At 53.8% G+C, this 13651-nt stretch carries 11 protein-coding genes; 5 read left to right on the forward strand and 6 right to left on the reverse strand.

Features of this window, described 5'->3' with window-relative positions:
• Positions 1–128: 128 nt before the first annotated feature.
• From BUA12_RS10605 to BUA12_RS10620, 4 genes are all read right to left on the reverse strand, one after another.
• On the reverse strand, positions 129–1061 hold the full coding sequence (locus BUA12_RS10605) for an ArsA family ATPase (RefSeq protein ID WP_072710588.1): 933 nt from the start codon (positions 1059–1061) through the stop codon (positions 129–131).
• A gap of 22 nt (positions 1062–1083) precedes the next feature.
• Complete coding sequence (locus BUA12_RS10610) at positions 1084–1341, reverse strand: cory-CC-star protein (protein ID WP_072710589.1); 258 nt, start codon at positions 1339–1341, stop codon at positions 1084–1086.
• Between the two features lie 22 nt (positions 1342–1363).
• A complete protein-coding gene (locus BUA12_RS10615; protein WP_072710590.1) occupies positions 1364–3103 on the reverse strand; it encodes a carbon starvation CstA family protein in 1740 nt (579 codons plus the stop codon).
• A 271-nt stretch (positions 3104–3374) separates the two neighbouring features.
• Positions 3375–3884, reverse strand: a complete 510-nt coding sequence (locus BUA12_RS10620; RefSeq protein WP_072710591.1) for a cupin domain-containing protein — start codon at positions 3882–3884, stop codon at positions 3375–3377.
• Positions 3885–4032: 148 nt separating this feature from the next.
• Here BUA12_RS10620 and BUA12_RS10625 point away from each other — a divergent pair, with 148 nt between their 5' ends.
• The 4 genes from BUA12_RS10625 (at position 4033) to BUA12_RS10640 (ending at position 7113) form a co-directional block, all read left to right on the forward strand.
• A complete protein-coding gene (locus tag BUA12_RS10625; RefSeq protein ID WP_072710592.1) occupies positions 4033–5244 on the forward strand; it encodes a multidrug effflux MFS transporter in 1212 nt (403 codons plus the stop codon).
• A 149-nt stretch (positions 5245–5393) separates the two neighbouring features.
• Complete coding sequence (locus BUA12_RS10630; RefSeq protein ID WP_072710628.1) at positions 5394–5876, forward strand: RrF2 family transcriptional regulator; 483 nt, start codon at positions 5394–5396, stop codon at positions 5874–5876.
• Positions 5877–5899: 23 nt separating this feature from the next.
• Positions 5900–6874, forward strand: a complete 975-nt coding sequence (locus tag BUA12_RS10635) for an LLM class oxidoreductase (protein WP_072710593.1) — start codon at positions 5900–5902, stop codon at positions 6872–6874.
• A gap of 14 nt (positions 6875–6888) precedes the next feature.
• Entirely contained in the window at positions 6889–7113 is a 225-nt protein-coding gene (locus BUA12_RS10640) for a DUF896 domain-containing protein (RefSeq protein WP_178138261.1), read from the forward strand.
• 52 nt (positions 7114–7165) lie between these two features.
• Here BUA12_RS10640 and BUA12_RS10645 read toward each other — a convergent pair whose 3' ends face one another.
• Both BUA12_RS10645 and BUA12_RS10650 read right to left on the reverse strand, forming a co-directional pair.
• Positions 7166–8953 (reverse strand): cation:proton antiporter, encoded by a 1788-nt coding sequence (locus BUA12_RS10645; RefSeq protein WP_072710594.1) that lies wholly within the window; start codon positions 8951–8953, stop codon positions 7166–7168.
• Between the two features lie 106 nt (positions 8954–9059).
• Positions 9060–11627, reverse strand: coding sequence for a CBS domain-containing protein (locus tag BUA12_RS10650; protein WP_072710595.1), 2568 nt, complete (start codon positions 11625–11627; stop codon positions 9060–9062).
• Between the two features lie 183 nt (positions 11628–11810).
• On the opposite strand from BUA12_RS10650, the gene BUA12_RS10655 reads away from it, so the two are divergent.
• Positions 11811–13490: a glutathione ABC transporter substrate-binding protein gene (locus BUA12_RS10655; protein WP_072710596.1), complete on the forward strand. Its 1680-nt coding sequence runs from the start codon at positions 11811–11813 to the stop codon at positions 13488–13490.
• Positions 13491–13651 lie beyond the last annotated feature (161 nt).

Here is a 13651-nt window from a genome sequence, read left to right on the forward strand (position 1 = left end):
GATGGGGATGGTGCGGGTGTGAGTGTGCACCTGGCGCTGAAAAAGCACTGCACATGCACAACACGATGACAACTCCCATCCTGTAAGTACACAAAAATCCCGGGCTGGTCATTGACCAGCCCGGGGGTTCAATCAAATACATAGTTTTCACTGAATGCATCCAGTTCATCCAGCGTCGTAATGTCATGCGGCAGCAGGGGGACGAAGATTTTCCTCTGTTCTGGGAAAGTGTCCTCTATCTCCTGCATATACCGCTTCTCATGTTCCCGCCGCTGTGCAAGGAAAGCTCCGTCCGCTTCCTCCGGCAGGACTTTATTGACGATGACGGTCTTCACATGGAGGTGGTACTGATCGAGCAGGGCTATCGCCTTCTTCGTCTCGAGGATCGGCAGCCTCTCGGGGTTCAGGACGAAGATGAATCCCGTCTTATCCGATTCGAGCATGATTTTGCGTGCCTCGGAAAACCGGTTCTGCCGTTCGAGGAGGACCTCGTAGATTGGATCTTCGATCGGTTCGCCGTCGTTCAGGAGCTGGGTGTAGTTCTCGTTCGTCTTCCTGCGTTTCTTCAGCAGTCCCTCGATCCAGACGCCCATCAGTTCTGGCAGTGTCAGCAGTCTGATCGTATGTCCGGTCGGCGCCGTATCGAAGACGAGATGGTCATAGTCCTGCGCTTCTTCGAGGATGATGGAGATGAGCTTATCGAACAGTGCCGACTCATCCGCGCCGGGTGATGCCTTGGCGGTGTCGAGCTGGCGGTCGACTTCTTCGATCATGCTGGACTGCACCGTCCCCCGGATGTTCTCCTTCACCTGATTGATGTACTTCGTCGTCTCACGCTCGGGATCGATTTCAAGTGCGTGCAGGTAATCTGTGATCTTCTGCGTTTCCCCGCCGATCTTCATCGAGAAGATGTCTCCGAGATTGTGCGCGGGGTCGGTTGAAATCAGCAGCGTCTTTTTATTTTCCCTGGCAAGCTTCCATGCGATGGCGGCGGCGGACGTGGATTTGCCCACACCGCCTTTGCCTCCGACGAATATTATTTTGTTGGCAGTTGCATTCATACGGGATCCTCCTTCATTATGATCAACAGCAACGGATGCCCGTCAGTGGTGATTTGTCCATGCCCATCCTGAGATGCCAGTCATGGAAATCTTCGATGATATGCGGATACAGCTCGAGTGTATAATAGTAGACCGGATTCGGGATGCCGATCATTTCGGAGTAGAGGAGGAGCAGGAAGAGGTCGTCCTCATCCCGGAGCTCGCGTGCCACTTCCGTCCTGTGGGGCATCTCCAGCACTTCCTCATAATATTTGATGAGCTTTTTCACTTTATCCAGCATTCCATCACCTTCCTTCAAAAGTTTAATCCCTGTGCTTCTCCAGTTCATCATCGAACTTGCCGCTCAGCGCCTGGATGGCTGTAATGACGATCCAGATGGCAAAGACGAATATGATGGCGCCGAGGACGAACAGCAGCATGTTGGAGTTGCTGCCGTACCATGCCCATTGGAAGAACACCTGGGTGAACATGGCATACAAAGTCATGAACATCAGGAATATCATCGGGATCAATGTGACCAGATAGTTGATGCCTTTACGTTTCAGCCAGACTGAAATCAGCAGCAGACTGATGCCTGCAAGCAGCTGGTTGGATGTGCCGAACAGCGGCCAGATCACGTAACCGCCGGAACCGAAACCGCTCGGCCCTTCCGGTATGAGCACCAGTGCCGCAGTGGACAATACGGCGACGGATGTCGCGACATGTTTCTTCGTCAAAGACGGCACCTGATATTCCGTACCGATTTCTGCAATGATGTACCGCATCAGACGCACTGCAGTATCGAGTGTGGTCGCCGCGAAGCTCACGACGATGATGGAGATGATCGTCGTTGCCACATGGGGCGGGATGCCAAGGCCGCCGGCGAGGATCGCCGCACCTTCGACGAAGTTTCCGAGACCGCCGGCGTTCGCTGCATCAAAGCTTGAGTAGACGGCCGAGAAGTCGGCGGTACTGCTGAACAGCGTCACCACCGCAATGATTGAAATCAGTGCGAGCACACCTTCGCCGACAGCGCCGAAATAACCGACGAACCGTGCATCCGTCTCAAGGTTCAGCTGCTTCGAGGTGGTGCCGGATGAAACGAGTCCGTGGAAACCGGAAATGGCACCGCACGCAATCGTGATGAATAAAAGCGGCAGCCATGAAACATCCGCATCGGCATTGGTCGCCGGCGCGTTGATCGTCGGGTTCGTGAACAGCAATCCTGCATACAGGATGATCAGGCCGACGGACAGCTGATGGGAGTTGATGAAATCCCTCGGCTGCAGTAGTTTCCATACAGGCAGCGTCGAAGCGATATAGACATAGACGAGCAGGATGCCGATCCAGATCATGAATGCGGTGGACACCGCGCCGAGGCCGAAGAGACCCTCTCCGCCTTCACCGCCCATGTATGAAACCAGGTCGATCTGCAGCCAGGTGACTTCGGCTGTGAGCACTGCGGTCGCGTACATGACCGCCAGGGCGATCAGGGACGGGATGAGCATTTTGATGTTGCGTTTGTAAGCCGCATACCCGATCCAGATTGCCAGAGGTATCTGGATGAAGACCGGCAGTACGCTTGCAGGATATGTAATGAAAAGATTGGCGATCACCCATGCAAACACTGCGTTGACCATCAGCACGAGCGTCAGGATGATGAACAGGAAAAGGATCTTCCCGCGTCTGCCGATGAATTTCTCGGCGATGGTCCCGATGGACTGGCCTTTATTCCGCACGGACATCGCCAGTGTACCGAAGTCATGGACGCCTGCGGCGAATACGGTCCCTAAGATGACCCACAGGAATGCCGGCAGCCAGCCCCAGTAGACGGCGATTGCCGGGCCGAGTATCGGTGCGGCGCCTGCGACCGAAGTGAAATGGTGGCCCCAGAGGACGAACTTGTTCGTCGGGACGAAATCGACGCCATCCTTATAACGGTGGGCCGGTGTGATGAAATCGGGGTCGAGCCTGTAAATCTTTTCTGCGATGAATTTTGAGTAATAGCGGTATCCGAATGCGAAGACCGCGAGGCCGATGACGGCAACTAAGATAGCGTTCAATATACTTCCCCCTCATTGATGATTTAAAGCCAATCATATCGAATATTCTAAAAATTGTAAATGCATTTTAAAAAACAAGTCATTTCCAGATTTAAAGAGGATGTACTTCTTTTTGAAAGCCGGACAGGCGGGGGGCGCGACGGCATCCTTATGCCACTCAGCTGCCATCATGATCGGGCGGTGTGCGTTTCAAGGGAAGAAGAGGATTCACCGTGGCTGCATGATGAATCCTCTGTTAATTTGAACATATTGGATATTTAAACAGTCTGTATCAATCATTCCAGTAGTTGAAGAGCGGGCCGTCTTCGCCGTATACGGGATCGGCATCCGGCATGGGCACGTCCTTGATGTTATCGAGGACTTCAGGGCGCTCATCCGACTCGCCGTAGCACATGTCGAATGTTTTGCCGCCGGGGTAGGCGCCGTAGTTCCGGTAGTCGTCGCTCGCCTCGATCATCTTATGGCCGTATCCTGCCGGCAGTATGATGACGTCCCCGGGTTCCGCGTCCACCTTTTCCCCGAGCTCGCCGCCGAGCTGCAGGGTCGCGGTGCCGGCATCCACGACGAGCACTTCATGCGTGTTGCTGTGGTAGTGGTGGAACGGGTGGACGGATCCGAGCCATTCACCGGACCAGCCGTTCGCATTCAGTATTTCCACGGCGTCATCATTGGGCTCCAGGGCCGCTTTGTAGATGAGCAGCGGCAGCTTCCAGTGGTTCGGGATGCGCCCGTCATCTTCGACCTCGATTTGTATGATTTCGGTTTCTTTGGCATCTTTCATCATGCATCACCCTTTTCTTAAGTTACTTATCATTATCCTCTTTCCTCCGCTTGTAATCATTCCGAAAAGGGAGATGGCAAGCGGGACGGGGGAGTGCTATACTTTTCTTTATTCTGGAAATAAAATACGCATTGAAGAGGAAGTTGTCATGACTGCACATATCAATAAGGACAATGAAAATAAATATTGGATCGTCATACTGCTCGGCGCTCTCACGGCGATCGGGCCGATATCGATGGATATGTATCTGCCCGCGCTGCCGATCGTCGCAGAGGATCTGGAAACGCGCGCATCCCTCGTACAGCTGAGCCTGACGACATGTCTTATCGGCCTTGCCGCGGGTCAGCTGATGTTCGGCCCGCTCAGCGACATCAAAGGCCGCAAAAGACCGCTTGTGGTGAGCCTGTTGATCTACGCCGCCGCATCAGCTGCGCTCGCTTTCACCACAAGCATCGGACTCTTCATCGCACTCCGCTTTGCCCAGGGGTTCACGGGTGCTGCCGGCATCGTCATTGCACGCGCCGCGGCCCGGGACATCTATTCGGGCAAAAACTTGACGAAGGCATTCGCACTCCTTGCGCTCGTCAGCGGGGCGGCGCCGATACTCGCACCGATTTCAGGAGGATTCGTATTGAACTTCGGCTCGTGGCCGATCGTCTTCCTGATCATCGCCGGGATCGGCGTGCTGCTCATCTTATCCGTGATCTTCTTCTTCAATGAGACGCACCCGGTGGATCAGAGGTCGGAAGGGACGATTTTTGCGGTCGTGAAGACTTTCGGGGATCTGGTTAAGGATAAAGTGTTCCTCGGCATCTCGTTCACCCAGAGCCTCATCATGTCGGCGATGTTTGCATATATCGCTGGCTCGCCGTTCGTCCTGCAGAACATTTACGATGTCTCGCCGCAGCAGTTCTCACTCATATTCGCCTTGAACGGCCTCGGCATCATCATCGCGGCCCAAGTGTCTGGCAGGATCGCCGGAAAAGTGGAGGAGACGAAGATCATGATGGCCGGTGTGCTGCTGTCGCTTGCCGGCAGCATACTGCTTGCCTTCGTCGTCGCACTTGGGCTGCCGCTCATTTTCATCGTCACCGCGCTATTCATGGTGGTCTCAAGTGTCGGCTTCGTCTCGCCGACGGCGTTCTCACTCGGGCTGAAGAACCAGAAGAAGTCCGCCGGCAGCGCGTCGGCATTTCTCGGGCTGCTGCCGTTCATCGGCGGGGCCGTCGTCTCCCCGCTGGTCGGACTTGCAGGGGAGGAGGCTGCTTGGCCGCTCGCAGTAGTCATTGCCATCTGCAGCACCTCCGCACTTGTCATATTCATGCTGCTTGTCCGTGGGAAAGCAATGCAGGAGGCATAGTATAAGGAACACTGAAGCCGTTACGGGCTTTGGTGTTTTTATTTTTCAGGCATAAAAATTGATGGGAAATCCACATCCTGTTATTATAATAACTATTGTGGATAAGTGTTATCCATATTATAAAAATTTTGGGGAATGCGGTGAGTGTCATGCAGATGAAGACGGGTGTCGAACAGTCGGTATATGCGGTGCTTCTGCTCAATATGCTGCCGGAGCGTGCAGTGCTCGACAGCGAGGTCATCAGCGAACAGCTCGGTGCTTCGCCGACATATATGCAGAAACTGCTCAGGAAACTGGTCAGCGCGGATATCATCAAATCCGTCACCGGAGTGAAGGGCGGTTTCAAGCTCAATAAAGACCCGGAGGACATCAGGGTCTACGATATATATGTCGCGGTCGAGGGGCAGCAGTCGCTCTACAGTTCAAGCGGCATATTGGACGGTATGCTTGAGCTTGAGAAGAGGGATAGATGCTGCATCCTCGGTGAACTGATGGAGGAAGCGGAAGCATCATGGAAAAGTGTGTTGAAGAGGGAAACCATTGCCTCACTCACCGAAGAGATCCAGTCGGAGCGCTTCGCCGGCAATACGGCGGAACTGCAGAGCTGGATCAATGAGAAGATGGTCGTTTAATTCAAATGAAATCAGGTGGAAATATGAACCGGTTCGAAAACCATAAAGGATTCAAAAGGACTTTCAAAGAAAATAAAATGTCGCTCGGCCTGATGTTCCCGCTGGAATCCTATACGGGGAGTTTCCCGGAGATGGAGCCGGCGGAACAGATGCGGCTTGCCAAGATGGCGGAGGATTACGGTTTCGCATCACTGTTTGTGAGGGATGCACCGCTTTATGACCCGGACTTCGGTGATGTTGGCGGACTGTATGACCCGTGGATGTTCTTAAGCTACGTCGCCGCGCACACGGAGGACATCGCGCTCGGCACCGGCAGCATCGTGACGACGCTCCGGAATCCGCTGCATACGGCGAAGTCCGCAGCGACACTGGAGAAATTGTCGGGCGGGCGGCTTTTATTCGGTGCAGCGAGCGGTGACCGGCCGATCGAATTCCCGGCCTTCAGGACGGATCCTGAAGACAAAGGTGCGCTGTTCCGGGAATCCATCGAAGTGATGAAGCAGTTATGGCGTGAGGAGTTCCCGAAGATTCAGACGGAACGCGTGCACCTCACGGAAGGTGATGTCGTCCCGAAGCCTGAAATGTCGGATATCCCGGTCTTCGGCACGGGATACGGGGGGCAGACGCTGGAATGGCTCGCCGGTAACACAGACGGCTGGCTGTTCTACCCACAGGATCTCGGCAGCCAGAAGAAACTCATCAATCAGTGGCGCGCGGCGGCGGAAACGTTCAAGCCGTTTGCGATGCCGCTTGCCATCGACCTCTCCGAGCGGCCGGGGGAGACGGCAAAACCGCTCCCGGTCGGCTTCCGCGCGGGACGCCATTTTCTGATCGATTACCTGAACGCGTATCAGGAAGCGGGCGTGAACCATGTGATGATCGCGCTGAAGCAGAACAGCCGTCCGGCTGAAGAGGTCATCCAGGAACTGGGCGAATACGTCGTTCATAAATTCCCGGCACACATTGAACCAAAATACAGCTTTTTAAATTTTAAATGAAATGAGGAAATGAAATGATACAAGGATTGGACAGGATCAACGAACTGGCAAGGATACAGAAGACGGTCGGCTTGACCGAAGAACAGAAAGAAGAGCAGAAGGTTTTGCGTGAAGACTACCTGAAACAGATCAGAGGCCAGGTGCTGGATTCCTTCTCGGGCCTCACCGTCATCGACCCGCTCGGCAATGACGTGACACCGGAGAAACTGAAGAGGGAGCAGGAACAGGGGAATATATAAATGAGGAAACCGCCCGGAACACAATTGTTCCGGGCGGTTTTTGATTAGGTGTTTATTTGATATACTGCCTTGCGCCCTTCAGCACGCCAAGGACACTGCCATTGGAGTTTTTCATTTTTGATGTCAGTGATTTGAAGGTGACTTTCTTTTCTTTGCTGATGTGGTAGAGGATGACATCATCGTCATCCAGGTTTTGGCGTTCTGCGGACGGGACTTCAATGATGTCATTCTCCTGGATATACCTGTTCAGCACACGATAAGTCAGATCCTCATCGCACAGAATGTGGTTGCGCTCCCAGTCCTCGATCGTCGTATGCGGAAGGTCTTTCGGCGGCGCAACGACATTCACGTTTTTGACACCGAACTCCTCGCTCAGCACATTGAAGGCGAGGTTGTTGAAAGTGAATGAACGTGTCAGAAGCAGGCACTGGTCGAAGCGGGTCATGTCCTGGAACATGCGCTCGGATTCTGCAAGTATGCTGCCGGATATCTTTTCGATGCCGTATGCCTCCACATCATATTTCCTGCTGGCCAGCACGTCGGAGATCGCGACGGGGATGTTATGTGACTGCAGCTTGCGGGCGAGCTTGATCGACAGCAGGTTCCCGCCGAGGAGGATTACGCCCGGCGGTTTACGGCTGGAGAGGTCCAGTGCTTTGGCGAGCGGCTTGAAGCTGAAGCCGTACACGACGACCGTGATGAAGACGAGTGCAAATGTCACCGGCACGATCATTTCCGCCATGGGCGTATTCATTTCGCTGAACAGTCCGCCGAAGAATCCCGCTACGGTCAGGGCGACGATGCCGCGCGGGGCGACGCCGCTGACGAACAGCCTTTCCTGCACCGACAGCTCTGTGTTCACCGTCGACAGCAGTACGGAAGCCGGGCGGACGATGAGTATCATGACCAGGCAGAATAAAAGCACCTCCCATGAGATGACGATCTGCAGCATCTCCATCGTCAGTGAGGACGTGATCAGTATGAACACCGTCGATACGCTGATGAGCGACAGGTCATCGATGAAATGATCCGACTCCTTGAAGAGGAGGTTCTGGTTTTTGAGCTGGGCCATGACGAAGCCGAATATCGTGATCGCAAGCAGTCCGGATTCATGCAGTATGGCATCGCTGATGCTGAATATCAAAATGATGAAGACGAACTGCATCGGCGTCATCAGGTTCTGCGGCAGGATATCCGTCATGAGCAGCACCCTGAACAGCACGGCACCGCCGTAGCCGAGTGCGGCTGCAGCTGAAAAGCCGATGATGTAATCCATGACGAGTGTCATCTGGAAACCGTCAGCCGCAAATTGGAAGATGTAGAATGCAAGCAGGGCGAACATCGGACCGACGGGGTCGAGTATGATGCTTTCCCACCTGAGTATCGAATCGACCGAACGTTTCACTTTGGCCTGCTTGAGCAGCGGCTGGATCACCGTCGGGCCCGTGACGATGAAGAGCCCGGCGAGGACGAGTGAGATGGACAGCGGGAAACCGATGATGTAGTACATCGCGAGTGTACCGAGTGCCCAGCCGATGAGCGCATTCAGCGTGAGGATGCGGCGCATCGCGATGGATATGCCCCTCAGCTCCCGGGCGTTCAGGTTGCTGCTGCCTTCGAATAAAATGATTGCGACAGCGAGGGAGATCACTGTGCCGAATAATTCACTGCCGAGCAGTGTTTCCGGGTTGGTCCACCCGAATATCGGGCCGATCAACAGTCCGACGATGGACATGATGACGATCGCCGGAAACTTCATCAGCCGTGCCACCCACTGGCTGAGTATTCCGAGACTGATGAAGATTGCGACGACAAGCAGCGTCGGCATGGCAAAATCCATAGGGCATACCCCACTTCCATAGAGTCATTTATAAACAATCAAATCCGTATACTAAAGTCTTATCACGAAAAAAGCAAGGGATGATTTTCATTCATCCCCTGCTTTTTTAATCCTGTTGGATATGATGTTCATGAAGCCAGTCCAGGGCTTCATCCGTGCTGTTGATTTCACCGTTCAATACCGAGACTTCAAGGTCGAGCAGGATCCCCCTGAAGTGGGGCCCGGGTTTCATACCTTCCTGTATCAGATCCTCCCCGGTCAGGAAGACGGGCATATCCACACGTCTTTTCAGATAGGTGGTGATGACGTCTTCATTTTCCATGTTCTCCTTCGCGATCATGAAGATGATCGCTTCATCGTCGTAGTGCTTCAGGAAACGGTGGAACGCCCCGGGCTGCCTGACCTGCTCGACACCCTGGATATCGGAGAGGCTCCGGAGGTCCTGGAGGAATTTGTGGTTCCTTTTGGTCAATGAAAACTGGTGCATCAGATGCATCTTCCTGCTGGTGAAGAAGGGGATTGCGAAATAGTTGAACCAGCGTGCTTTCCGTCCGGCAGGCGGCTTGTGGATTTCATAGAACGTCTTCAGCTGGCCGGCGTGTATATAACTCTGTTCCGCATTCCCGTCATCCACACCGAACTGCTGCCAGAACCTGAGTTTGAACAGCCGTTTGATCGTCCCGGGCGGATTTTCATCCTTGAACAGCCGCTTCATCTCTTCGACGATGCGGTGTGCCGAGAGATCCTTCATCCTCGCCATCGAATTGAGCGCCAGGCTCTCCGTCTGCTTGTCCATCAGAAAGTCGAAGCGTGTTTCAAAGCGGACGGCCCTTAAAATCCGCGTCGGGTCGTCGATGAAACTCAAGTTATGCAGCACTTTGATCGTCTTGCTCCTGAGGTCGGCCTGGCCGTTGAAAGGATCCACGAGGTCGCCGAAGACTTCAGGGTTCAGGCACAGCGCCATCGAATTGATGGTGAAGTCCCGGCGGTACAGGTCTTCGCTCAGGGTGGACAGTTCAACGTCCGGGAGGGACGCCGGCCGGTCATAGTATTCGAGCCTGGCGGATGTCACATCAATGTAGAGGCCTGAGGGGTGTATCCATGTTGCTGTGCCGAACGTCTCATGCATTTTGACTGTGCCGCCGTAATCCGCCTGGAGGTGGCCGGCAAAGTCGATGCCCTGTCCTTCGACGACGATGTCGATATCATCGTTCGGACGCTCCAGGAAGAGGTCCCGGACGATGCCGCCGATGAGGTAGACCCGTGAACCGGTGCGCTCCGCCGTCCTGCTGATATCCGTGAGCAGGGCATAGGTGCTCCCGGGAAGCTGTTTCTCCATTTCGTCCTTCAAGTTTTTGATATCGGGCTGCCGGAGGTCCTCACTCAGTTTTTGACTGTGCAGCACTTCTATGATGTCCGTCCTCGTGACGATGCCAATCGGCTCGCCGTCCTCCATGACGGGCAGTCGGCCGATGTTCTGATCGATGATGAGCCGCTGCATCTCTTCAATCGTCGTATCCGGGCTGACGGTCATGGGGTTGTGGCTCATATACGCTTTGATCGGTGCATGGCCGAGACCGTGGTGGTTGGCCTTGTCGAGGTCGCGTCTTGTGATGATGCCGATCAGCTTATCATCGTCCACGACGGGATAGCCGGAATGGCCGTAACGGTACATCAGGTGGCCGGCTTCCTTTATTTTCGTATCCGGCGGCAGCATCTTCACGGGGCTTGCCATGATGTCTTCGGCGGTGATGGCGGGTTTCAGGATCAGGTCGAGATGATTTTTGACCTGTGTGAGCACCGCATCAAGTTCACTTCTTTTGACCGTGGCGGATCCCGCCTGAGGATGTCCGCCGCCGTCGAATTTTTGAAGGAGCGGCAGGAGGTTCACCCTGTTCGAGTTGCACCGGCCGACGATATGCACATGCTTTTCCATCTTGACGACGGTAAGGACCATGTCGGCGCCGCTGATATCGAGCAGTTTATCCGTTATCGTCGAGAGCTCCCTCAGATAGACGTCGATCCGGTAGGCGCTGACAAGGAACTTCAGGCCGTCCCGGTAGTGGATCTCCGCATTGCGGAACAGCTGGTTTAGGAGATTCTGCTGGTCCGGAGTGAGTTTATAATCTGCAAACCGCTGTATGATCTCAAGGTTCATCCCATTTTTCATCAGGAAACTCGCCGCCTGGAAATCCCTGTCCGTCGTATTCGGAAACGTGAATGAACCTGTGTCGGTATATATGCCGAGGCCGAAGAGCGTCGCTTCGAATGAGGTGATGGGGAGCTTCTGCCGGATGATTTCCTCAATCAATAAAGTGACCGTCGCGCCGACTGGTTCAACGATTTTCCGGCCGGCTGAAACATCTTTGCTTCCCGGCGGATGATGGTCGTATACCGTGATTTGCAGGTGTTCGGGATCAAGTTTTTTTGTATAGTTGCCGAGCCTTGAAAGTGAAGCGGTATCCACGAGGATCAACTCCGTCACTTCCCCCCAATCGACCATATGATCCTCCGTCATGTCGAAAGTGTCCCTGTAAATCGTCAAAAACTGCCTGACCGGCGCAGTCTGTTCATTCGGAATGACGACCTTCCCTCCTGGATGGAGCTTCTTCGCCGCAATCAAAGAGGCGAGGGCATCGAAATCAGTGTTCACATGGGACATGATTATTTGCACAATGATCATCCTTGCTTGAATTATTCGGTATTGCGTGTCCATTCATCTACTATGATACTACAGACGGCTGGGGAGTCACATGGGAAATTGAGTTGCAGGCATACGTCATTAATCAGAAAATTAAGAAATTCATTGATATGCGTTCCACATATGTCTACAATGTAAAAAAAGGGGGAGATACATATGAAGAGATTATTGTACCTGCCATTCATTTTGGCGATGGTTTTCGTATTACAGGCCTGTACGGATGATGGCGGGGTGGAGGAAAGTGCAGAGGAATCAGGCGGAGAAAACGGCGGGGAGGCCACTGGTGACATCGTCATCGGCAGTGCGGACGATGTGGTCACACTGGATCCGCACGGCTCGAATGACTCCGCATCTTCACAGGTGAGGCGGAACATTTACGAGCCTTTGATTTTCCAGACTGTGGAGATGGAGCTGGAACCGGGCCTTGCCGAGGCGTGGGAGGCGACGGAAGATGATGTATGGACGCTGACATTGCGTGAAGGCACGACTTTCCATAACGGCTCCGATTTCACGGCGGAAGATGTGAAAGCGACGCTTGACCGGGTCCGGGATCCTGCCGTCGGCTCAGCTGTGACGTTTTTATTTGAAATGATCGAAGAGGTCGAAGTGGTGGATGACCATGAAGTCAACTTGCATACGGAATATCCGTTTGCACCGCTGCCGAGCCACCTTGCCCACAGCACGGCGGGCATCATTTCAAAGGAACTCATCGATGAGGATTATCAGGCTGCCCTGGACGAAGCGGGTGTGGACATGACGCCTGATGAATATTATGAGCTGCGTGAATCAGGTGATGACGAGTTTGAGGAAGTGATGGATGAGATTTCGGAACATATCGGCCAAGTGCTGAGTGCAGAGACGGATGGCACGAACCACCTCATGCTCGAATCGAGATCTGCAGGGGATGAAGTGGTCACGACCAAATTCGAGGATTATCAGGGCGGGGACAGGAACTTCGAAACGGTGACGTTCCGTGTGCTGCCGGAATCGGGCGCAAGGATGGCAGAACTTGAAACGGGCGGCATCAACATTGCGACCGATGTCGACTCGTCGAATGCCTCACGTGTCTCCGAAGGTGAGGATACCGAGCTGGTTGAAAACGAATCGGTGAGGCTGAACTACCTCGGCATGAATGTCGAGAAAGAACCTTTCGATGATGTCAGGGTCCGTCAGGCAATCGCCCATGCGATCGACAAGGAAGAAATCATTGAAGGTGTGTATGACGGTAATGGCGTACCTGCGGAAGGACCGCTGGCGCCTGATGTATGGGGTTATAATGAAAATCTTGAAGGCCGGTCATTCGACCTCGATCAGGCACGTGAACTGCTTGCCGAAACGGATGTCGCCGACGGCTTCAGCACGACCATCTGGATCAGTGAAGATCAGGAGATCAGGGATATTGCACTGTTCGTCCAGGAAAGGCTGGGCGAGCTGAACATCGATGTGGAAATCGAGCAGTTCGAGTGGGGTGCATATCTGGACATCCTCGCTACGGGTGATCAGGACATGTTCATCCACGGCTGGACGACTGTGACGGGTGATGCGGACTACGGACTGTATGCACTGTTCCATACAGACAGCATCGATGCCTCGGGCAACAGGACATGGTATTCGAACCCTGAACTGGATGACCTGCTGGATCAGGGACGCACCGAGCCGGACGAAGATGTGAGATATGATGCATATACCGAAGCCCAGGAAATACTGGTCGATGAAGTGCCGATGAGCTACCTCTTCCATAACAACTTCATGATCGGCGTGAACAACAGTGCGCTCGACGGTGTCGAAGTCGATCCTTCCGGTGCAGTCAGGCTGGATGACGTGACGTTTGAATAAAAATCTTGAATCCTATTTAAAATCCCGGATGGATACTCTTGTAACGAGTAATCCATCCGGGATTTTTAGTTGGAATGAGACAGCCTGAATGAAGAGCGGTATTCCATCCGGATTTTCGGCGGATATCCGGACGGATCTTGCAGGACGTGGTATTCCATCCG

It is taken from the genome of Lacicoccus alkaliphilus DSM 16010 (assembly GCF_900142805.1).
Classification (GTDB): domain Bacteria; phylum Bacillota; class Bacilli; order Staphylococcales; family Salinicoccaceae; genus Lacicoccus; species Lacicoccus alkaliphilus.

Coding starts and splice junctions, on each gene's coding strand:
- BUA12_RS10605 (WP_072710588.1), bottom strand. CDS start 1,061: ATGAATGCAACTGCCAACAAAATAATATTCGTCGGAGGCAAAGGCGGT.
- BUA12_RS10610 (WP_072710589.1), bottom strand. CDS start 1,341: ATGCTGGATAAAGTGAAAAAGCTCATCAAATATTATGAGGAAGTGCTG.
- BUA12_RS10620 (WP_072710591.1), bottom strand. CDS start 3,884: ATGAAAGATGCCAAAGAAACCGAAATCATACAAATCGAGGTCGAAGAT.
- BUA12_RS10625 (WP_072710592.1), top strand. CDS start 4,033: ATGACTGCACATATCAATAAGGACAATGAAAATAAATATTGGATCGTC.
- BUA12_RS10630 (WP_072710628.1), top strand. CDS start 5,394: ATGCAGATGAAGACGGGTGTCGAACAGTCGGTATATGCGGTGCTTCTG.
- BUA12_RS10635 (WP_072710593.1), top strand. CDS start 5,900: ATGAACCGGTTCGAAAACCATAAAGGATTCAAAAGGACTTTCAAAGAA.
- BUA12_RS10640 (WP_178138261.1), top strand. CDS start 6,889: ATGATACAAGGATTGGACAGGATCAACGAACTGGCAAGGATACAGAAG.
- BUA12_RS10645 (WP_072710594.1), bottom strand. CDS start 8,953: ATGGATTTTGCCATGCCGACGCTGCTTGTCGTCGCAATCTTCATCAGT.
- BUA12_RS10655 (WP_072710596.1), top strand. CDS start 11,811: ATGAAGAGATTATTGTACCTGCCATTCATTTTGGCGATGGTTTTCGTA.